Source organism: Pseudomonas sp. Pc102, from assembly GCF_018408275.1.
Classification (GTDB): Bacteria; Pseudomonadota; Gammaproteobacteria; order Pseudomonadales; family Pseudomonadaceae; genus Metapseudomonas; species Metapseudomonas tohonis.
Genome location: NZ_AP021905.1, coordinates 2,967,841 through 2,988,253, shown reverse-complemented (window position 1 = coordinate 2,988,253; position 20,413 = coordinate 2,967,841). Strand labels below are relative to the sequence as shown.

Here is a 20,413-nt window from a genome sequence, read left to right as displayed (position 1 = left end):
CTAAATTTTTCGCGGCCTCGTTCGTCCATAAGGCAGCGCCGCTTTCGGGCAACGAAGCGCGCAGCGTCGTCATTCCCCAGGAACAGCCCCGCCCATGCCGAAGAAGTCCCGCTCCCGCCTCTGGTTCCTCGTCCACAGCTGGCTGGCCCTGCCGATCTGGTGCTTCATGCTGATCGTCTGCGTGACCGGCACCCTGGCGGTGGTGAGCCAGGAACTGGTCTGGCTGGCCAAGCCGGAAGTCCGCGCGAGCCGGCCACAGGCCGACATGCCCCGCCTGGGCTACGACCGGATCGTCGCGGGCATCCGCGACGCCCAGCCCGAGGCCTCGATCAGCGCCATCCGCCGGCCGGGCGAGGACCATTTCGCGCTGGTCGTCGACGTCAGCTACCCCGACACCCGCGAGGCCAGCCTCTACGTGAACCCCTACACGGGGGTGATCCAGGGGCGCAGCTCCAGCTTCGACTTCCGCCAGTTCACCCGCGCCCTGCACGGCTGGTGGCTGGTGCCCTTCACCAACGGCTACAGCTGGGGCTGGTACCTGGTGTCGCTGCTCGGCCTGCCGATGCTCGCCTCGCTGGTCACCGGCCTGGTGGTCTACAAGCGGTTCTGGAAGGGCTTTCTCACGCCGCGCCTGCGCATCGACCAGGGCGCCCGCATCTTCTGGGGCGACTTCCATCGCCTGTCGGGCATCTGGTCGATCTGGTTCATCGCGGTCATCTCCATCACCGGCCTGTGGTTCCTGGTCCAGGCGATCCTCGTCGACAACCACGTGACCCTGTCCAGCGAGGGCATCCCGCCGGTGCTGGCGCGGGACGCCGTGCCCGTGGCGCAGCCGGGCAAGCCCGTGGAGCGGATCGGCCTGGACCGTGCCATCGAGATCGCCAGCCAGGCCATCCCGACGCTGGAGGCCAACGCCCTGTACTTCCCCGAGGACGCCTACAGCGCCCTGTACATCTACGGCAACAGCCGCTACCCGCTGATGTACCAGTCCGTTGCGCTCAACCCGTTCGACGGTCATGTCGAGGCCGTGCGCAGGCTCGGCGACCGCACGCCGCTGGAGTTCGTCACCGAGTCGATGCACCCGCTGCACACGGGCGACTTCGGCGGCCTCTGGAGCAAGGCGATCTGGTTCGTCTTCGGCCTGCTGCTGAGCCTGATGGTGCTCAGCGGCTTCCTGATCTGGAGCAAGCGCACCGCCCAGGCGACCCTGGCGCTGGTGAAGCGCAACCAGCGCCTGGCCGGCATCCGGCCGATGGGTGAGCCGCCCGTGGCATGCCGGGAATAGGCCAAGGGGTCAGACGGCCTCGGCACCCGGCCAGCGCCCGGCGAGCCCGTCCAGCTGGCGGACGAGGTAGGCGAGCACGTCGGCCTGCCGGTCGCGGATGAAGCGATGGTCCCCTTCGAAGAGCCTGAGCTGCAGCCGGCCTGTGGTTTCCTCGCTCCAGGCCTTGAGTTGCGCCTTGCGGGGGCCATCGTCGACTCCTGCCAGGACGTGCACAGGGCAAGCGAGCGGCGTACGCGGCCGGTGCCGATAGGCGGCCTGGGGCACGCCGGCGTCGGGCCGCCAGTTGGCGATGCCGCGCTGGTATTCGGCCCAGCGCGACGGCGCGACCGAGCCCGAGGCGAACAGGCCCAGCGAGCCTGGCGCGCCCCGCTCGCGCAGGGCATAGAGCATCTCGCAGGCCGCCAGCGCGCCGAAGCCGTGGCCGATGACCGCATAGGGCAGGCGTCGCACGTCCATCTCCACCCTTCGCGCCAGCTGCCCGGCGACGGCTGCGGACAGCCCGGGCGCCTCCGGCAGCCACACGGGGCGGACCTGCACCCAGGCAGGCAACAGCGCGCCCCAGGCCGGGTAGTCCACCGCGCCGACGCCGGGGCAGGCAACGCAGAACAGTCGCAGAGCGGGCGTCATTCAGCCCACCGACAGGCAGCCGACCACCCACGCGGGGCAAGGGGCGGCAGCTCGTGGCGATCGGACAGGGCGTGCATTGCTTCGGCTCGTGATGGACGGCATGGCCGCCGCACGCCTCCGTCGGGCGGGGCGTGCAAGCGGCCCATTGCGGGCGGGAACGGGCTCAGGCCGGTTCGACGAGGGCGGCGGCCAGGGCACGGGCGAAGCGGCGGGCGACTTCGTCCACCTGTTCGGCGGTGATGATCAGCGGCGGCAGGAAGCGCACCACGCTGCCGTGGCGGCCGCCCAGTTCGATGATCAGCCCGCGCTTGAGGCACTGGGCCTGCAGGCGCGAGGCCAGGGCGCTGAAGGTCGGGGGGTGACCCAGCGCATCACGGGGGCCGGACGGGTCAACCAGCTCGACGCCGAGCATCAGCCCGCGCCCACGGATATCGCCCAGCTGCGGGTAGTCGCGCTGAAGTTCGCGCAGGTGGCCGGCCAGGCGCTCGCCCATGGCGGCGGCGTGGGCGGGGATGTCGTGGTCCTTGAGGTAGCGCAGCACCGCCGAGCCGGCGGCCATGGCCATCTGGTTGCCACGGAAGGTGCCGGCGTGGGCACCCGGGCCCCAGACGTCGAGCCACTCGCGGTAGACCATCACCGCCAGCGGCAGGCTGCCGCCGATGGCCTTGGACAGCACCACCACGTCGGGAACTATGCCGGCGTGCTCGAAGGCGAACATCCTGCCGGTGCGGCCGAAGCCGCTCTGGATCTCGTCGACGATCAGCGCCACGCCGGCCTTCTCGGTGATGCGGCGCAGGCCGCGCAGCCACTCGATGTCCGCCGGCACCACGCCGCCCTCGCCCTGCACCGCCTCGACTATCACCGCCGCCGGCAGCAGCACGCCGGCCTCGGGGTCGCTGAGCAGGTTCTCCAGGTAATGCAGGTTGGCGCGTACGCCGGCCTCGCCACCCAGCCCGAAGGGGCAGCGGTAGGCATAGGGATAGGGGGCGAACTGCACGCCATTGCCGAGCACCGCGCCCAGGGCCTTCTTCGGCCCCAGGTTGCCCATCAGCCCCAGGGCGCCCTGGCTCATGCCGTGGTAGCCGCCCTGGAACGAGAGGATGGTGCTGCGCCCGGTGGCGGTGCGCACCAGCTTGAGCGCCGCCTCCACCGCGTCGGTGCCGGTGGGGCCGCAGAACTGGATCTTCGCCTCGCGGGCCAGGTCCTCGGGCAGCAGGCCGAAGAGGTCCTGGACGAACTGGTCCTTCACCGGGGTGGTGAGGTCCAGGGTGTGCAGCGGCAGCTCGTCGGCGAGCACCTGGCGGATCGCATCGATCACCACCGGGTGGTTGTGACCCAGCGCCAGGGTGCCGGCACCGGCGAGGCAATCGATGAAGGTGCGGCCCTCGACGTCCTCGACATACAGCCCACGCGCACGCTTGAGCGCCAGGGGGATGCGCCGGGGGTAGCTGCGGGCGTTGGATTCCTGCTGCTTCTGGCGGGCCAGCAGCGGCGACTCCTCGAACTGGTAGAGCGTCTCTTCTTCAGCGGCCAGCGGCAGGCTGGCATTGAGGCTGGTAGCGGCTTGCATCCTTCGACCCTCGATAAAGTGGCATCAAGCTCCGGGCCGTGCGCTTGTGGCGCTTCTCGGCCTTGTGCAGAGGAGACGATGGGCGAAGGTGGGGATTTAGACGGAACGCGTGAAGCCCGTTGCAGCGCAGGATAAACTGCGCGGCCTTGCCCGCTCCCGGCTGGCCGCACGGCGAATCGAATCGAAGTGGACCGCTCCCTGGTAGATGAACTGCTCACCACAGCTGGCCTGATGCGCCAGCACCTTCTGCATGCCTTGGCGATCCGCGTGGAGACGCTGGAATTCCGCACCCACGACGAGGGCCTCTGTGACGCCAGGCTCTACCGCTGCGCCAGGTCGGACGTTGCCACGCCCGCCCAGGCCCTGGTCGCGCTGCTCAATCACGAACTGCACCGGGTGGAGGATTGGGCGATGGAGGAAACGACTCCAGAGCATGTCGACCACCTGCTGCAGCGCTGGCTGTTGCCGGAACTCGTCAACGCTCGTCCTGTCAGCATCGACCCGCAGGAGGCGACTCATGAGATCGCCAGCCTGGGGGACGCCATCCGCAACGCCATCATGGAGCGCCGCGCCAATCCTGCGCGCCCCTGGTACAGCGACCGCTGGGGGATCTTCCTCGACGGCCAGCCACTGCCGCTGGACACCCCGATCCTCCCTGAGCCGCTGACCGAATCGGTGCTGGCCTTGCAGGACAACTGGAACGAGAAGCTCTATTTCTGCGAAACCCGCGATACCTGGCTGCTCTACAGCTGGGCGACAGGAGCCTGAGCAATGAAGGTCTATCTGGACGACGAACGCGCCACGCCCGACGGCTGGGTCCGCGCCTGGTGGCCGCTCGAGGTGATCGAGCTGTTGAAGACGGGCCAGGTCAGCGAACTGAGCCTGGACCACGACCTGGGCGACGACGAGCGCGGCACCGGTTACGACGTGATCCTGTGGATCGAGGAAGCGGTGGCCCTGCACGGCTTCGTGCCGCCGCGCATCGCCGTGCATTCGGCCAACGCCTCGGCGGTGCTGAAGATGCAGGCCGGCGTGCGCTCCATCGAAGCCCTGGCGCAAGGCAACCGCCAGACGTAGCCCGGGCTTCAGCCCGGGAGCCCGGGCACTGCGCCACGCCCCACCTGCTGGATCAGGCGCATGCACGGAAGGCGATCTGGTCTAGTCTTTCGCAGCAGCCAATCCAAGGAGGAACGCCAAATGCCACGGGGCCCCAGGAAGACCAGCCGATTCCGGATCGAATCGGACCCGATCACGCGGAAGATCAGGATCAAGGGCCGGCCAGCCTGGACCTCCCAGGCGACCAAGGTGAAGGTCAACCAGAACGCCAAGAAGGGCCATGTGGAGGACAGGCGTCACATGCTCCATTGGAGCCAGGTCATCCGCAAGCTGGCCGAAGCCACCTTCAACGCCTTGAAGAGCGACTCCATATCGACAAAGGACTTCTACCGGAACCTGACGGCTCCCTTGATATCCAGGAAGTGGAAGCGCATCCCCAGTACCCCGGATGGGGTGATGCTGATGATTGCCAAACGCTTGAACAGCACGCCGGCCAACCTGGTACCGGACAGGGCCGACATCAACAAGGCCATCGAGATCGTTCGCAAGAGCATCGACCAGTTCGCGACCTACCTGCGAGACAGCTCGACCTACGAAGACACCAAGGACGATCCGAGCCTGCATGTGAAGCGCATGAGTGCCATCCGCCTCAAAGCCAAGGAGCTGTTCCCCACGGGCAATACCAGCAGCCTGATCCATAGCCGCATCAGCGAGATCAATAGCGAGATACTCAAGATCATCAACGAGAGCCAGGCCCCCTGCCAACTCTGGGAGCTGCTGCACTCGCTGCGCCACTCGGTGACCTTCGACCTCTCTTCCAAGGCCGTACGTGACAGCACGGAAGCCACGCTCGACTGGCTCAATCGGATGCAGTTAGCCGCTCACAGTGCCCCGGCGGCGCGCCTGGAAGTGCTGGTATCCCTGACCGATATCTAGGCCTGGCCCGGGTTTCAGCCCGGGAGCCCATGCACCGCCATGCAGGCCACCCGGTGCGTCGCCGAGACGATCGGCAACGCACCCGCCCTCTTCCCTCAATCCGCCCGATAGCGCCCCACCAGCTGCTGCAATCCACCGGCCATCTCACCCAGGCGCTGGGTGATGTCGCTGGCGGTGCGCGAGCCGGCGGCGGTCTGTTCGGCGATGGCGGCGATCTGGTGCACGTTGGCGTTGATGGATTCGCAGACCTGGGTCTGCTCCTCCGCCGCAGCGGCGATCTGCGCGTTCATGCCGTTGATGGTGGTGGTCGCCTCGACGACCGCCTCCAGGGCCTGGCCGACCCGGCCCACCTCCACCACGGCGCGGGCGCTGCCGCCGCGGATCTGGCCGATGGCGGCGATGGCCTCGCGAGCGCCGGCCTGCAGGCGGCCGATCATTTCCTGGATTTCCGCCGTACTGCTCTGGGTGCGCCCCGCCAGCGTGCGCACCTCATCGGCGACGACCGCGAAGCCGCGCCCCTGGTCACCGGCACGCGCGGCTTCGATGGCGGCGTTGAGCGCCAGCAGGTTGGTCTGCTCGGCGACGCCGTGGATCACATCCAGCACGCCGCCGATGCCCTCGGACTCGCTGCCCAGCCGGCGGATGATCTCGACCCCGCTTTCCACCTGCCCCTCCAGCCCGTCGATCACCTCGGCGGCGCTGCGCACCAGGTCCTGCGCGCCCTGCACCCGGTTCTCCGCAGCCTGGGCCGCCTGCGCCGCGCCGGCCGCACTGCTGGCGACCTGCAGGGCCGCCGCCGACATCTGCTCCATGGCGGTAGCCAACTGATCGCTTTCCACATGCTGGCTGGCGATGCCCTGGCCGGTCTGCTCCATGAAGGCACCCAGCTCCTCGCTGGCGGCCCCCAGGGTGGCGGCGGACGAGCGCGTCTGCCGCACCAGTTGGCGGACCTGTTCGGCGAAGTGGTTGAAGGCCCGCGCCAGGGTGCCCAGCTCATGGCCGGCGGAAGGGTCCAGGCGGCGGGTCAAATCGCCTTCGCCCCGGGCGATGTTCTCCATGGTCCGCACCGCCTGGTCCAGGGGCCGATGGATGCTGCGTGCCAGCAGGGTCGCCAGGGCGGCGATCAGCGCCAGCAGGAGGGCGGCGGAAGCGGCGCTGCGGATCAAGCTCAGGCGCACGGCAGCGGCGAATTCCCGCTCCAGCCCGGCGAGCTGCGTTTCCAGGTCGTCGATGTAGAAGCCGGTGCCCAGCACCCAGTCGCTGTCGGGCATCGGCACCACGTAGGCGAGCTTCGGCGAGGGCTCCTCCTCGCCGGGCCGCGCCCAGCCGTATTCCACGTAGCCCCCCCGGCGGCGCCGGCCTCGACGTACTCGCGCACCAGATGGCGACCCTCGGGGCTGGTGGAGTCCCAGTAGATCGTGCCTTCGCGGGCCGGGTTGTCGGCGCTCATCACCTGCACGCCCTGGCTGTCGTAGGCGAAGAAGTAGCCGCTGCCGCCGTCGAAGCGCAGGCTGCGCAGCGCCTCCTTGATGCGCTCGCGGCCCGCTGCCGAGCCGCCGTTGGCCAGGGGCGCCACGGCGCTCAGTGCCAGTTCCATGTAGTTGGCCAATTGCTCGCGCTTGGCCGCCAGCAACGACTCGCGCAGGTCGTCGCGGCTGAGATCGCGCAGTTCCCGGGCCTGGGATACGAACAGCCAGGCGCTGATCGTGGCCAGCGCCAGGACCGGCAGCAGCGCCAGGAGGAGGATCTTCTGCCTGATGGATAAGCGATTCATCCCGTCATTCCCTCTGTGAGTGTCGACGGGGCCTTCTAGCACGGTGGCAGCCTGGACGACGGAGCGCCGGCCGAGCCCCTCATCGTCACCAGGAAACGACGCAGGCGCTCGCGCAGGCAGCAGGCGCACGGCCTGCCGTGGTCGGGCGGGAGGACGTGGGCACAGGCGCACGGCGGGTTCGCACCCGTCCGGCCCCCGGGGCCGGCATGCCCCTACGGCGCAATCACCGGCGGGCAGCCGGCTCGCGGGTCAGGTCCCCTGGATCGCGCCCCACACCTGCGCCAGCCCCACCAGGTGCAGCCCGCCCAGCGTCAGGCAGATGGCCGAGCTCCACAGCCAGAAGGCGGCGCTGCGGCCCAGCCCGCGCTTGACCAGCAACAGCCCGCCGAGCCCCCGCAGCAGGTACACCGCCGTGACCAGGCACAGCACCGGCCGTGTCAGGGAAAGTGGCAGGCCGAGCCCGGCCAGCAGCGCGTAGAGCGCCCAGAGCCCCAGCACCGTGGCGATGGCCAGGGTGACCAGCGTGGCCACCGGGCTGCCGGCCTCGGCCAGGCGCGCCATGCGCTCACCGGCACCGAAGAAGCGATACCAGGGTGCGCCGTAGCGGATGCAGCCCAGGTGCAGCAGCGCGGCGATGGCGCTCAGGACGCCACCGGCCAGCAGGAAGGGGTTGGGGAAAAGGTCGTCCATGGCGAAGCTCCTGTGCAGAGGCCCGCCATTCTGGATGCCCTCAGCAGCCTGCGCCAGCACCCGGGTGCACTAGCTCGCGAAGCGCCCCAGCCGGTACGCCTTCAGCCCCGCCACGGCCTGCCCCTGGGCCAGTTGGCCGATGTACTCGGCGGTGACGGCGGCCTGGGTCAGCCCGAGGTGCTGGTGGCCGAAGGCGAGCAGGACGCGGCCCTCGCCCACCCGGTCGATGATCGGCAGCGAGTCCGGCAGCGAGGGGCGGAAGCCCATCCAGGGGCTTGCGCCCTCGGTGTCCAGTTCGTCACGGAACAGCCCCTGGCTGAGGCGGTGCAGCTGCCAGGCGCGGGGCATGTTCGCCGGCTTCTCCAGCCCGGCGAACTCCACGGTGCCGGCCAGGCGCAGGCCGCCGGCCATGGGCGTCATGATGAAGCGCCGTTCGAGGCTGGTGACGGCGAACGGCAGCCGCCCCTGCTCCCGGGGCAGCATCAGGTGGTAGCCGCGTTCGGTGTCCAGCGGCACCCGCGTGCCGGTGAGGCGCTCGGTGAGGGGCGCGGAGTGGGCGCCGCAGGCCAGCAGCACCTGGCGGGCTCGCAGGCTGCCGTCGTCCAGCCTCAGGGCGACGCCCTCCGCCAGCCGGTGGCCGTCGAGTACGCGCTGGCGATGGAAGGTGACGCCCAGCGCTTCGGCCGCCCGCGCCAGTTCGACGACCACGCGGTGCGGGTCGATGAAGTGCCCGGTGGCCGGGAAGAACAGCCCGCCGCGAATCCCGTCGCTGAGCTGGGGCGCCGCCGCGTGAACGGCCTCCGCCCCCCAGGACGCCACCGGCACGCCCTGCCCCGCCATGCGTGCCTGGAGGGCCTGCAGCGCCACGTGGGAGGCGTCCTGCTCGTACACCAGCAGCGAGCCGTCCTCGCGCAGCAGGTCGGGCCGCTCGACGGCCTGCAGCAGGCGGCGCCAGGCACCCAGGCTGGCTTCGTTGAGGGCCCGCAGGCCGGCCACGGTGCGGGCGAAGGGCGCTGCCCGCAGGTTGAGCAGCAGGCGCAGGAACCAGGGGGTGGCGCGTGGCAGGTAGGTCCAGTCCAGGCGCAGCGGGCCCATGGGGTCGAGGAGCATGCCCGGCAGGCGCTTGAGGATCGACAGGTCGGCGATCGGGAACACCTGCTCGGTGGCCAGGTGCCCGGCATTGCCGAAGGAGGCGCCCTGCCCCACGCCGTCCGGGTCGAACACCTGCACCCGCAGCCCCTGGCGCGCGAGCTGCAGGGCACAGGCGACACCGATGACGCCGGCGCCGACCACCGCGACATCCACATCCGCTGGCTGGTGATCGCCCATGTTCAGGCCTCCCGCTTGCCGTCGAGCAGCCGCCGCAGCCCCAGGGGGTTGGCCTCGCGCAGCGCCGCCGGCAGCAAGGCATCGGGGAAGCCCTGGTAGCACACCGGTCGCAGGAAGCGCTGGATGGCGGCGGTGCCCACCGAGGTGGAACGGGCATCCGAGGTGGCCGGGAACGGCCCACCGTGGACCATGGCATCGCACACCTCAACCCCGGTCGGCCAGCCGTTGACCAGCACGCGGCCGGCCTTGCGCTCCAGGGTCGGCAACAGCGCGTGGGCGGCGTCCAGGTCGGCGTCGTCCAGGTGCAGGGTGGCGGTGAGCTGGCCCTCCAGGGCATCGAGGATGCGGGACACCTGCTCTGCGCCCTCGCATTGCACCACCAGCGCCGCCGCGCCGAAGACCTCGCCGTGCAACTGCGGGTCGGCGAGGAAGGCCTCGGCGTCGGTGACGAACAGCTGTGCCTGGCAGCGGTTCGGCCCTTCCCCGGGTTCGCCGCTGGCGACCCGGCGCACCTGCGGGTGCCCGGCCAGGGCCGCGACCCCGGCCGCGTAGGCCTGGTGGATGCCGGGGGTGAGCATCACCTGGGCCTTGCACGGGCGCAGCTGCTCGGCGGCGTGGGCCAGGAAGGCATCCAGCGCCGCACCGCGAGGCGCGATGAGCAGGCCCGGATTGGTGCAGAACTGCCCGGCGCCCAGGGTCAGCGAGGTGATGAAGCCTTGCGCCAGGGCCTCGCCACGGGCCTGCAGGGCAGCGGGAAACAGCAGCACCGGGTTGATCGAACTCATCTCGGCATAGACCGGGATCGGCTCCGGCCGCGCCTGGGTGGCCTGGAACAGGGCGAGGCCACCGCTGCGCGAGCCGGTGAAGCCGACCGCCTTGATGCGTGGGTCCGTCACCAGGCCAAGGCCCACTTCGCGGCCGGCGCCGAACAACAGCGAGAACACGCCTTCGGGCATGCCGCAGCGTTCGACCGCGCGGGCCACGGCCTGCCCCACCAGCTCGCTGGTGCCGGGGTGGGCGCCATGGGCCTTCACCACCACCGGGCAGCCGGCGGCCAGGGCCGAGGCGGTGTCGCCGCCGGCCACGGAGAAAGCCAGGGGGAAGTTGCTGGCACCGAACACCGCCACCGGCCCCAGGGGCACCTGGCGCTGGCGCAGGTCGGGCCGTGGCAGGGGTTGGCGCTGGGGTTGCGCGCGGTCGATGCGCACGTCCAGCCACTCACCCGCGCGCAGGGTGCGGGCGAAGGTGCGCAGTTGCTGACAGGTGCGGCCGCGCTCGCCCTGCAGGCGCGCCTGGGGCAGGCCCGTCTCGGCCATGGCGCGCTCGATCAGCGCCTCGCCCAGGGCTTCGATGGCATCGGCGATGGCGTCGAGGAAGGCCGCCCGGGCGGCCGGTGCGGTGTCCCGGTACGGGTCGAAGGCGGCCCAGGCCAGGGCGCAGGCCTGTTCCACCTGCTGGCGGCTGGCGCCCGGGTAGGCGGGTTGCAGGTGTTGGCCGGTGGCCGGGTCAATGGCGTGGAGAGCGTCGCGGGTGCCGGGCACCGCTGCGCCGCCGATCAGCATCTTGCCTGTGAGGGTCATGGGGCATCCTGGATGGCGGGTGGGCCCCACCGCCCACGGGCGGCGGGGCGGTCGGGTTCAGGCGAGGTTCTGCTCGGCGGTCCAGTTGGCGTACCACTGGCGGAACAGGCCGTACTGCTGCTCGGCGTAGCGGCGCTGGGAGTCGCTGAGGGCGTCGCTCTCGTTGAAATGCAGGCGGTACTCGCGGTCGCCGTTGAGCACCATCAGGTACTTGTAGAACAGCACCAGGTCGCAGCCCTCGTCGAAGGACGAGAGCACGTCCAGCGCCGCGCTCAGCTCCAGGGCCTGGCGGCGTGCGCGGGCATCGCCCTGGGCGGCCTGGCGGCTCAGCGAGACCAGCTGCAGCACCTCGCGGGGCAGCACGTTGCCGATGCCGGTGATGGTGCCGGTGGCGTTGCAGTTGACGTAGCCGTGGAACACCTGGGTGTCGACGCCGGCCATGAGGATCACCTCGTCATCCCGCGAGGTGATGTGCTCGGCGGCGTAGCGCATGGCGTCGGCGCCGCCGAATTCCTTGAAGCCGATCAGGTTGCGATGCTGCCCGCGCAGCTCGAAGAACAGGTCGGCGCGGGTGGAGAAGCTGTAGTACGGGCTGTTGTAGATCACCGACGGCAGCTCCGGCGCGGCCTGCAGCACGGCAGTGAAATGTGCCTTCTGCGCCGCCGGCGAGGCCGCGCGGGACAGCAGCCGCGGGATCACCATCAGCCCCTGGGCGCCGACCTTGGCGGCATGGGCGGCATGGGCCACCGCCTCGCGGGTGCTCACCGCGCCGGTGCCGACGATGGTGGGCACGCCGGCCTGCACCAGGCGCGCCACGCCTTCCTGGCGCTGGGCCTCGCTGAGCAGGGGCCAGTCACCCATGGAACCGCAGTAGACCACGCCGCTCATGCCGGCCTGGACCAGTTCGCGGCCCTTGGCCACCAGGGCGTCGTAGTCCGGCTGGCGCGCGTCGGTGCAGGGGGTCATGAGGGCGGGGATGCAGCCACGGTAGATATCGATGTTCATGCTGTCGCTCCTTGAGCAGGGATTCAGGGTTCGGGAAAACGGGGGCTCAGATGCCCCAGGCGAAGGGGTCCTGCTCGTCGATGAGCAGGGTGCTGTCGGCGGTGAGGTGGGCACGCCCGGTGATGAAGGGACGGATGCGCTCGCCCTCCCACTCGTAGTGCCCCTCGAAGCGGCTGCCGGTGATGCTGGCCTGCACCCAGCGCTGGCCGGGGGCGAGCTTGCCGTCCGCCGCCAGGCAGGCCAGCTTGGCGCTGGTGCCGGTGCCGCAGGGGGAGCGGTCGTAGGCCTTGCCGGGGCACATGACGAAGTTGCGGCTGTCGGCCTCGGCGTCGGCGGCGAACAGCTCGACGTGGTCGATCAGCGCCCCGCCCTCGCCGTGGATGCCCTGGGCCTCCAGGGCCCGCAGCATCGCCCAGGTGTAGGCGGTCAGGGCCTCGACGTTGTCCAGCTCCAGGCGCTGGCCGTGGTCGTTGACCAGGAAGAACCAGTTGCCGCCCCAGGCGATGTCGCCATGGACCACGCCATGGCCGGGCACCTCCACCGGCACCTGCCGGCGATGGCGGTAGGCCGGCACGTTGCCGAGGGTGACGCGGCCGTCCTCGTGGAGGGTGGCGCTGACGGTGCCCACCGGGGTGTCGATGCGGTGCTCGCCGGGGGCCATCAGCCCCAGGTGCCGGAGGGACGCCACCAGGCCGAGGGTGCCGTGGCCGCACATGCCGAGGTAGCCGGCGTTGTTGAAGAAGATCACCCCGCAGGTGGCGCCCGGCGTCACCGGCGGGCGGTACAGCGCGCCCACCAGCACGTCGTTGCCGCGGGGCTCCAGCAGGCAGGCGCGGCGCCAGTGGTCGTGGTGCTCGCGCAGGCTGTCGCGCTGCTCGGCCAGGGTGCGGCCGGCGGGTTCGGGAAAGCCGTCCATCACCAGGCGCGTGGGTTCGCCGCCGGTGTGGGAATCGATGACATGGATGCGCTTCATGGGGCGGCTCCGTCAGGTCGGGAATGGGGGTGGTCGATCAGGCGCTGGATGTCGTCCAGCAGCGCCCGGCCGACCCAGACGCCTTCGCGTTCGCTGCGCTGGCGGGCGGCGAAACGGCGTTGCGACGGCAGCCGCGCGCCCTGGTCGGTGATGGCGGCGAACAGCGCCTCGGCCCGCTGCCGGCCGGCCTCCAGTTCGTTGCCGAGAAAGCGCGCCGGGTCGAAGGCCAGCAGCAGCTCGCCATGGAGCGGCGTGGCACCGGCGCCGCCGTCCAAGGCCAGGGATTCGGCGCTGGTGAGGTCGCCGATCAGCGCGCCGGCCATCAGCTCGACCATCGCCGCCAGGGCCGAGCCCTTGTGGCCGCCGAAGGTCTGCATGGCGCCCTCCAGCACGGCCCGCGCATCGGTGCTGGGCCGCCCTTCGGCATCCAGCCCCCAGCCCAGGGGAATCGGCTTCCCCTGGCGGGCGTGCAGCTCGATATCGCCCCGGGCGATGGCGCTGGTGGCGAAGTCGAAGACGAAGGGCTCGCGCCCCTCGCGGGGCCAGGCGAAGGCCAGCGGGTTGGTGCCGAACACCCCCTGGCGGCCGCCCTCCGGCGCCACCCAGGCGTGGCTGGGGGTCATGGCCAGCCCAACCAGCCCTTCAGCGGCGATGGCCTCCACCTCCGGCCACAGCGCGGAGAAGTGGAAGCAGTTGCGGATCACCAGGGCGGCGACGCCCAGCTCTCGGGCCTGCTCCACCAGCAGCGGCAGGCCGGTCTGCAGCGCCAGCAGCGAGTAGCCCCGCTGCGCATCGACGCGGACGATGGCCGGCGCCGGGCGGCTCACCCTTGGTTGGGCCTGCGGGTCCACCTTGCCGCTGCGCAGCGAATGCACGCACACCAGCACCCGGTACAGGCCGTGGGAATGGCATTCGTCACGCTGGCCCCGGGTGATGGTGTCGGCGATGGCGCGGGCATGGTCCTCGCCCATGCCGTTGACGGTCAGCGCACGCAGTGCCAGGGCATGCACCTGGTCGAGGCTGAGGTTGATGAGGTCGTTCATGGCCAGACTCCTTCCGGTCATCGGGTTGCAGACAGTGGGCTAGGCGCGGCCGGGGAAGGCCGTGGTGGAAGGCGCGGCGTCCGCATCGGTGCCCTCCTCGCTTTCGTCCTCGCCGCTGAGGCGGATCAGCTCGGCCGGCACTCCGGTGGTGGCGCCCCAGTGGTAGATGCCCAGGGCACAGGCGGCCACGGCGAGGGTGTCGTAGGGGTGGCCGAGCACGCCCAGGCCGCCGAAGCTGCCCAGCCAGGAGAGCAGCAGGGTCACGGCGTAGAAGCCGATCAGCCAGGCGGACGAACGCACCTGCTGGGCGATGCCCAGGTGCTCGGTGGGCACGAAGCGGCGGCACAGCAGGTAGATCACGAACATCAGGATCTGCAGGCTCAGCAGCCAGGACACGGTGCCCCAGCCGGACCAGTAGACGATCAGCGCGGCGATCACGAAGGACAGCGGCCCCATCACCGCCAGGCCCCGCACGCGGAACGGGCGCGGCATGTCCGGCGCGTTGCGGCGCAGGGCCGCCACCGTCACCGGCGCCACCGCGTAGCTCAGCACCAGGGCGGCGGACACCACGTTGATCAGCGCCTCCCAGGAGGGGAACGGCAGGGTCCAGAACACCGACAGGCCGAAGGTCAGCCACAGCGCCGGGCGCGGGATACCGGAGCCTTCGTCGATGCGGGTGAATATGCGGAAGAAGGTGCCGGTCTGCGCCCAGCCGTAGATCACCCGCGGCGTGGCGTTCATGTAGATGTTGCCGCAGCCGCTGGGCGAGACCACCGCGTCGGCCACCACCAGGTAGGCCAGCCAGCCCACCCCGAGCACCAGGGCGATGTCGCGGTACGGCAGGGCGAACTCCTTGGACATCCCGGCCCAGCCGTTGGCCAGCAGCTCGGTCGGCACCGCGCCGAGGAAGGCCACCTGCAGCAGCACGTAGATGGCGGTGGAGAGCAGCACCGAGAGGATCAGCGCGATGGGGATGGTGCGCTGCGGGTTCTTCACCTCGCTGGCCACCGAGATGATCGGCGTCAGCCCCAGGTACGCGAAGATGATGCCGCCGGCCGACACCGCCATCTCGATGCCCGAGAGGCCGAACGGCGCGAAGCCCTGCACCTGGAAGTTCTCGGGCTTGAAGAAGGTGAAGAGCACGCCGATGACCAGCAGCGGCACGATGAACTTGAACACGCTGACCAGGTTGTTGGCGCGGGCGAAGGTCTTCACGCTGCGGTAGTTGAGCCAGAAGAACAGGCACAGCAGGCCGAACTGCACCAGCCAGCCGATCAGCGTCGGGTCGCTGGAGCCCGCCTCGGTGAGGCCCGGGAACCAGGCCGCCGCGTACTGCCGGGAGGCGACCACCTCGATGGCCACCAGGCTGGAGAAGGCGATCAGCGTGATGAAGCCCATCAGGTAGCCCAGGAGCGGGCCGTGGGAGAACACCGGGTAGCGCACCACCCCGCCGGCACGCGGCAGCGCCGCCCCCAGCTCGCAGTAGATGATGCCCAGCAGCAGCACCGCGAAGCCGCCGAGGAGCCAGGAGAAGATGCCCGCCGGGCCGGCGATGGCGGAGACGTGGCTGGCCGCGAACAGCCAGCCGGAGCCGAAGATGGCCCCGAGGCCGATGAAGGTGAGGTCCGTCAGGGACAGCTGTTTCTTGAACTTTCCAGACATGGCGTAGCCTTCTTGTGCGTTATTGGATGGGCTGGAAGATCCCGCTGCAGCGCTTACGTGGAAGACGAATCGGGCAAGCCATGCCCCTTCGCCCGCCGGCGCCACGCCGCATGCGACGGCCATAGAGTGGACTGGCCGGGCGGCGCGGGGCTTGATGCTTTTCCCCAGGTCCGATGACGAAATCAGCACAATGAGACGGGCCCGCACGAGCTCGCTCGACAGCCCCTCCGGGCTGCGGCACTCTCCTGGCGATCAGGCTTCGAGAGAGGTGCAAGGCATGGTGCGCAGAACACTGGCGGCCCTGGCCGCGATAGAGCCCCAGCGCCGTCCGGCATCCCTGGACGATCTGCTGGCCAGCGCCGAGCTGCTGTTGCCGGTGCTGGATGCGATTTCCAATGCGGCGATCTTCATCAAGGACACCCAGGCCCGCTACGTGCTGGCCAATCGCACCCTGGTGCAGCGCTGCGGCCTCAAGCAGTTGCAGCCGCTGCTGGGCAGGACCAGCGCGGAGGTCTTCCCCGCCCAGCTCGGCCCCGGCTACACCGAGCAGGACCGCCGCGTACTGGAACAGGGCCAGGTGCTGGAAGACCAGCTGGAGCTGCACCTCTACGGCAGCCGCGAACCCGGCTGGTGCCTGACCCACAAGCGCCCGCTGCTGGACCGCAGCGACGCCATCATCGGCCTGGTGGGCATCTCGGTGGACCTGCAGTCGGTCGCCACCGCCCACCCGGCCTACGCGCGGCTCGCGGAGGTGGACGAGTACATCCGCACGCACTTCCACGAACCCATCACCCTGGACACCCTGACCCGCATCGCCGGGCTTTCGGTCGCCCAGCTGGAGCGCTACTGCACCCGCGCGTTCCAGCTGACGCCCCGGCAGATGATCACCAAGGCCCGCCTGGAACACGCCCACCGCCTGCTGCAGACCGACCTGCCCATCACCGACGTCGCCCTGCAATGCGGCTACACCGACCACAGCGCCTTCAGCCGCCAGTTCAAGCAGCTCACCGGCTTTACGCCACGGCAGTACCGGCAGGCGATGGAGTGAGGCTCATGAGCGTGCGTACCGGGAACACGAGCGCCCCCAACCAACCCCCGCTGTACAGGTCGGCCTCGGTACAGCCTGCGGACAGGAGACTGTCGTCGCCCCGGGACAATGGATAGACTCCACCGCCATCCCGGCCCCGTCACAAGGATGTTCGATGCGCCCGCCCCTCGTTTCCGTCCTGCTCGCCTGCGCCCTGCTCCTCGCACCCACCGCGCCTGCATCCGCCGCCATCTTCAAATGCAAGGCCGCCAACGGCGCCACCCAGTTTTCCGATCGCCCCTGCGGCACCCGGGAAACCAGGAAGAGATCGCCCACGAGACCCCCGCCCCGGCACCGGCTCCCGGCAGCGCCGAGCGCCCCGCCGCGAATGCCGCGCCGCAAGACGACACCGAGGCGAGCTACGCGGCGGCCGAGCAGGCCAATCCCCCGCTGATGACCCTGGCCGACCTGCAAGGCACCTGGTCGGACCTGGACTCCGCCTCGCCCCTGCGTGGCTACTGGGTATTCGGTTCCAGCACCGTGCGCATGGACCGCAAGGGCATGGAGGTGCGCAACCGCGTCCAGGCGACCCTGCGCTTGACCCTCAAGGGCAACCTGCTGACCCTGACCCACGAGCCGGATGCGTTCGGGAAAAAGCGCTGGGATGAGAAGCTGGTGATCGAGCGCTACGAGCCTGGCCGCCTGATCGACCTCGGCAGCCTGGTGCTCCATCGCGTCCGATAACGCGCCGCCCGGCTACGCTCAATCCGAGAGTTTTCGAGACCGCCTCATGAAAGGGCTTTTCACCCGATTGCTGCTCGGCACCGCGCTCGCCATCCAGGCCGCAGGCGCCGCCGAACTGCGCCTGCTCACCGACGACCACCCGCCCCTGCATTTCGAGCGCGATGGCGAGCTGGTGGGCTTCGCCGTCGACCTGCTGCACGAGATCGCCCAGGAGACCGGTGACAAGCTCCAGCTGGAGCGAGTACCGCTGCTGCGGGCCCTGCTGATCACCCGCGAAAGCCCGGACGTGGCCGTCTTCACCATCCTGCGCACCCCGGAGCGCGAGGCCGACTACCAACTGGTCGGCCCGCTGCTGGAGGTCGAGACCGCACTCTACGCCCGCGCCGACCACACCCCCGCCATCACCGGCCTGGACGAGGCGCGCAAGGTGCAGCGCATCGCCGCCCCGCGCAAATGGCTGGTCTATCGCCGCCTGCAGGAGATGGGCTTCGCCAACCTCTACGGCGTCGACACCCCCGAACAGATGATGCGCCTGCTACGCCTGGGCCGAACCGACCTGGTGGCCGCCGATACCCTCAGCGTCGAAACCATGGCCCGCGAGGAAGGCCTCGCCCCCGAGCAACTGCACTACGCCGCGCCGGTGATGCATCAGGGCAACTACATCGCCTTCTCCCGGCAGACCGACGCCAGCATCGTCGCCCGCTGGCAGCAGGCGCTGGAGAAGATGCGCGCGGATGGACGGCTGGTGGCGCTGGAGGAGAAGTGGCTGGGTGGGCCGAAGTAACGTTACAGGGCCCCGCTACCCGGCGCTGTCGGGCGGATGTGCAGCGAACCGCCATCGACGCGCTCGTCGCGCCGCAGCACGGTCAGAGCCCAATCATCGTCCAGCACCTCGCGCCCCACTGACGAGGGCGTGATCTCCCGTATGCCCTTGCCCTCGCTCGACAGCGTCCAGCCGATGCGCTCGGCGGGTATCACCAGGTCGCGGGGATGCAGCAGGTAGAGGTAAAGGGACGAATGGTCCGGCCCGTACCTCTGCACCATGCGAACTTCATTGCCCTCGAACGGGAACCTGTGCACCTCGGCGTCCGGCACTGCTTGCAGCGCCTGCAGCAGCTTGGCCGCGCGCACCTCCGTGCGGTGGGCCGCCAGCGCCTGGTAATAGGCGTATACCGCGCTCGCCCGGCAGTAGCGCGTGCCGTTGTAGAAAAAGGGCCATGAACTGTCCGAGGCATCACAGGCCAGCCCCTGGTTGAACCAGGCATTGGCCACCAACTTGGCGTCCTGGCTGCTGTCGATCAGCGCCTTCCCGGCCTGCAGCGACAGGCCGAGATCGCCATCGCGCAGCGCCACCAGGGAGAGGTCGCTCAGGGCCCGCTCGTCGTGCGGCTGGATATTGATCGCCAGGTTCAGCTTGCGCAGCGCCAGCTTCAGGTCGCCGGCGCCATAGGCTTTCTCGCCCTCCAGCACCAGCCGCTTGGCACGCGCCTGCAGCGCCTCTTCGGAAGGCGGCTGCAGCAGTGCTTCGACCTCCGCCACCTGGGCCGGGGCGATGTTCGGGTTCGGCTCCTCGGCGTTCGCTGCGGTGTAGCGGTGCAGCCAGTCCAGGGGCGTGCTTCCCTCCTCCTCCTGACGATGGGCTTGGATGAAGGGCTCCGCGCCGTTGTCCACCAGCAACCGCACCAGCGCCGGCGAGGCGTAGCGCGCCGCGTAGTGCAGCGCGGTCATATTGCGGGTGGTGATGCTGTAGTAGCAGTCGTCCTCGGGGATGACGGTCACCGAATTGGGGTTGGCACCCCGCGCCAGCAGGATGCGCGCGGACTCGGGCTGATCGTAGTGCGCGGCGTACATCAGCGCCGTCTTGCCGAAGGCGTTGGCCTGGTTGACGTCGGCCCCCTTCTCGATCAGGTACGCCAGCGCCTCGGGGTATTCGATGGCGATGGACAGGTCACGGACCTGGCCTTTGATGGTGCGGATCTCGTCCATGGGGCGATGGGCGAGGATGGCGTTGCGCAGGGCGGTTTCGTCCTTGGGAAAGGGCTCGTACATGTAGAAGCGGATGCCGCTGCTGATCGCTCCCTCCAGTGCCTGGCGAGCCATGGTCCGGGCCTGTCCATCGCTCCAGCCGAAGCGCCGCTTGTAGAACTCCGCCATCGCCGCCTGACTGCTGGTCATCTGCTGTAGAAAGACCCGGTACGCCTCGTTCTCGACAACACCCGTGGCCGCCCAAATCTGCAGGTTGCTCAGGTCCTGCTCATAGGAGCCGTCACCGACATCGTCCCGCACCGCCCAGGGCCGGTAATAGCCCTCCTGCAGCCTGGCCCCGATACGCTCGCTCCAGCGCTCGTGGGTCCGCAGGCTGCCGCACCAGCTTCCCGCCCCTTGCCTCATATTCGATGTGCGGGCGCTCAGTTCGCGGACCGATGCACGCAGTTCGGCAGGAGCGATATCAATCACCCTGTCCGCCGCTGGAGCCGTGCTGATCCGGCAAGCGGTCCAGGTCAGGTCATCATTGAGCCGGTTTACCTCGACCGTGTCGGGTTCTCCATCAATACCGCTGGCAATGCTGAAGAGTCGTTTATCCGCGCCCTTGAACAGCGCGATGTCGGCAGCTGGGGCGGGTGAGCCATTCGCCATCGCCTCCAGATGCTCCCGGCTCAGCTCAGGCCCTCGGCTCGCCACATACTGATAGCGTTCGCATGCGCTGCCACAACCGCTATGGGTATACACCTGGACGTGGATCGGCCCCTTCGCGTCGGCAAGATCATTGCCCCAAGGCTGTACTTGCTCCGCCCCAGGCAGCTCGAACGACGCCCAGCGCTTCGGCGACAGGAAATGGGCCTTGGCAGCCTTGATGGCCTCATCGCAGAGCGCACCCTTGCCTTCGACCAGTACCGGCGTGAACCAGGGCCTGACGGGCGAGGGGCCTGCAGGCTCCTCGGCGGCCTGTGCGGCGCCGAGCAAAAGTATCAGGGGAAGGCAAAGCAACGGCGTAAAGCGCATGGAACATCCTTGTTCGAGAGTTCGAGTGCAGAAGGAAATCAGGGCCGTTGTATAGCGTTTTCAACCCCGAGCCGGCAATGAATCAGAACAGCCGTCTGGCATCACGCGT

Annotated in this window: 18 protein-coding genes and 1 pseudogene; 7 read left to right on the top strand and 12 right to left on the bottom strand. The window is 69.6% G+C overall.

All coding sequences use genetic code 11. The annotated features are described in order from the left end of the window. Positions 1-94: 94 nt before the first annotated feature. Positions 95-1,285: a PepSY domain-containing protein gene (locus tag PHLH3_RS13940; RefSeq protein WP_213629949.1), complete on the top strand. Its 1,191-nt coding sequence runs from the start codon at positions 95-97 to the stop codon at positions 1,283-1,285. A 9-nt stretch (positions 1,286-1,294) separates the two neighbouring features. Here PHLH3_RS13940 and PHLH3_RS13935 read toward each other — a convergent pair whose 3' ends face one another. Together PHLH3_RS13935 and PHLH3_RS13930 are read right to left on the bottom strand one after the other, a co-directional pair. Then, positions 1,295-1,912: a thioesterase domain-containing protein gene (locus PHLH3_RS13935; protein WP_244863034.1), complete on the bottom strand. Its 618-nt coding sequence runs from the start codon at positions 1,910-1,912 to the stop codon at positions 1,295-1,297. Between the two features lie 163 nt (positions 1,913-2,075). Further along, positions 2,076-3,482, bottom strand: coding sequence for an aspartate aminotransferase family protein (locus tag PHLH3_RS13930; RefSeq protein ID WP_213629947.1), 1,407 nt, complete (start codon positions 3,480-3,482; stop codon positions 2,076-2,078). Positions 3,483-3,713: 231 nt separating this feature from the next. Here PHLH3_RS13930 and PHLH3_RS13925 point away from each other — a divergent pair, with 231 nt between their 5' ends. From PHLH3_RS13925 to PHLH3_RS13915, 3 genes are all read left to right on the top strand, one after another. After that, positions 3,714-4,250, top strand: coding sequence for a hypothetical protein (locus PHLH3_RS13925; RefSeq protein WP_213629945.1), 537 nt, complete (start codon positions 3,714-3,716; stop codon positions 4,248-4,250). A 3-nt stretch (positions 4,251-4,253) separates the two neighbouring features. Further along, entirely contained in the window at positions 4,254-4,559 is a 306-nt protein-coding gene (locus PHLH3_RS13920) for a cyclic-phosphate processing receiver domain-containing protein (RefSeq protein ID WP_213629943.1), read from the top strand. Between the two features lie 228 nt (positions 4,560-4,787). Continuing rightward, a complete protein-coding gene (locus PHLH3_RS13915; RefSeq protein ID WP_213629942.1) occupies positions 4,788-5,474 on the top strand; it encodes a hypothetical protein in 687 nt (228 codons plus the stop codon). 95 nt (positions 5,475-5,569) lie between these two features. On the opposite strand, the gene PHLH3_RS30410 is transcribed toward PHLH3_RS13915, so the two are convergent. The 9 genes and pseudogenes from PHLH3_RS30410 to PHLH3_RS13875 all read right to left on the bottom strand — a co-directional run bounded on the left by PHLH3_RS30410 (position 5,570) and on the right by PHLH3_RS13875 (position 15,530). Next, complete coding sequence (locus PHLH3_RS30410) at positions 5,570-6,277, bottom strand: methyl-accepting chemotaxis protein (RefSeq protein WP_244863069.1); 708 nt, start codon at positions 6,275-6,277, stop codon at positions 5,570-5,572. Positions 6,278-6,475: 198 nt separating this feature from the next. Beyond that, positions 6,476-7,071: pseudogene (locus PHLH3_RS30405) on the bottom strand (cache domain-containing protein); the annotation flags it as partial. Between the two features lie 426 nt (positions 7,072-7,497). Next, positions 7,498-7,938 (bottom strand): hypothetical protein, encoded by a 441-nt coding sequence (locus PHLH3_RS13905; RefSeq protein ID WP_213629940.1) that lies wholly within the window; start codon positions 7,936-7,938, stop codon positions 7,498-7,500. 69 nt (positions 7,939-8,007) lie between these two features. Continuing rightward, positions 8,008-9,267, bottom strand: a complete 1,260-nt coding sequence (locus tag PHLH3_RS13900; RefSeq protein ID WP_213629938.1) for an FAD-dependent oxidoreductase — start codon at positions 9,265-9,267, stop codon at positions 8,008-8,010. Positions 9,268-9,269: 2 nt separating this feature from the next. Beyond that, positions 9,270-10,847 carry an aldehyde dehydrogenase (NADP(+)) gene (locus PHLH3_RS13895; RefSeq protein WP_213629936.1) on the bottom strand — a complete coding sequence of 526 codons (1,578 nt, stop codon included), beginning with the start codon at positions 10,845-10,847 and terminating at the stop codon, positions 9,270-9,272. 57 nt (positions 10,848-10,904) lie between these two features. Continuing rightward, positions 10,905-11,852: a dihydrodipicolinate synthase family protein gene (locus PHLH3_RS13890; RefSeq protein WP_213629934.1), complete on the bottom strand. Its 948-nt coding sequence runs from the start codon at positions 11,850-11,852 to the stop codon at positions 10,905-10,907. 46 nt (positions 11,853-11,898) lie between these two features. Then, the gene (locus PHLH3_RS13885; RefSeq protein WP_213629932.1) at positions 11,899-12,825 is read right to left on the bottom strand and encodes a 4-hydroxyproline epimerase; all 927 of its coding nucleotides are present in this window, start codon (positions 12,823-12,825) and stop codon (positions 11,899-11,901) included. Next, entirely contained in the window at positions 12,822-13,868 is a 1,047-nt protein-coding gene (locus PHLH3_RS13880; RefSeq protein WP_213629930.1) for an Ldh family oxidoreductase, read from the bottom strand. Before PHLH3_RS13880 ends, PHLH3_RS13885 begins: the two co-directional genes overlap by 4 nt. A 39-nt stretch (positions 13,869-13,907) precedes the next feature. After that, complete coding sequence (locus PHLH3_RS13875) at positions 13,908-15,530, bottom strand: APC family permease (RefSeq protein ID WP_213629928.1); 1,623 nt, start codon at positions 15,528-15,530, stop codon at positions 13,908-13,910. A 277-nt stretch (positions 15,531-15,807) separates the two neighbouring features. Here PHLH3_RS13875 and PHLH3_RS13870 point away from each other — a divergent pair, with 277 nt between their 5' ends. The 3 genes from PHLH3_RS13870 (at position 15,808) to PHLH3_RS13855 (ending at position 18,085) form a co-directional block, all read left to right on the top strand. After that, a complete protein-coding gene (locus tag PHLH3_RS13870; protein WP_213629926.1) occupies positions 15,808-16,578 on the top strand; it encodes an AraC family transcriptional regulator in 771 nt (256 codons plus the stop codon). A gap of 237 nt (positions 16,579-16,815) precedes the next feature. Continuing rightward, positions 16,816-17,301, top strand: coding sequence for a hypothetical protein (locus PHLH3_RS30400; RefSeq protein WP_244863033.1), 486 nt, complete (start codon positions 16,816-16,818; stop codon positions 17,299-17,301). 46 nt (positions 17,302-17,347) lie between these two features. Further along, on the top strand, positions 17,348-18,085 hold the full coding sequence (locus PHLH3_RS13855; protein ID WP_213629920.1) for a transporter substrate-binding domain-containing protein: 738 nt from the start codon (positions 17,348-17,350) through the stop codon (positions 18,083-18,085). Between the two features lie 2 nt (positions 18,086-18,087). Here PHLH3_RS13855 and PHLH3_RS13850 read toward each other — a convergent pair whose 3' ends face one another. Then, positions 18,088-20,304 (bottom strand): ankyrin repeat domain-containing protein, encoded by a 2,217-nt coding sequence (locus PHLH3_RS13850; protein WP_213629919.1) that lies wholly within the window; start codon positions 20,302-20,304, stop codon positions 18,088-18,090. Positions 20,305-20,413: the final 109 nt, after the last annotated feature.